The organism is Bradyrhizobium sp. NBAIM14 (genome assembly GCF_020193895.1).
Classification (GTDB): domain Bacteria; phylum Pseudomonadota; class Alphaproteobacteria; order Rhizobiales; family Xanthobacteraceae; genus Bradyrhizobium; species Bradyrhizobium yuanmingense.
Map to the genome: position 1 here is coordinate 1 of NZ_JADYVQ010000118.1, position 381 is coordinate 381.

General features: G+C 57.5%; 1 protein-coding gene. It reads right to left on the reverse strand.

What is annotated here, in order from left to right:
* A partial coding sequence (locus I6F28_RS37280; RefSeq protein ID WP_225143992.1) for a hypothetical protein occupies positions 1–337 on the reverse strand: 337 nt, incomplete at its 3' end.
* Positions 338–381: the final 44 nt, after the last annotated feature.

Below are 381 nucleotides of genomic sequence, written 5' to 3' on the forward strand. Positions count from 1 at the left end.
TCTTCAACCAGCGGTTGAGCGACAGCATCATGTTCACCGACTTGAAGCGGTTACAGATGACCACGTCGAACTTCTGCTCGCGGCAGTACTTGTAGATCTGCCACATGGCGCCAAAGCGAATGCCCTTGAGGGACTTCTCCGGCAGCTCGAAATAATGCGAGTGTTCGGCCACGCTCAGGGGCTGGCCGGGCAGCGGACGCCCGCTGAGAAATCCGGAGGTCACCTCGAAGCGCTCAGCCGGCAGGGATTTGACGATTTGCTCACCCAAGTCCGCGAAGTCATGGGTCTTGACGTTGTAGTCCGGCTGTAACTGCAAAACCTTGAAACGAGGCTTCATAACTCTCCATGCAGCGATCTGGCTACGGGCACGCAGCCCGGTAA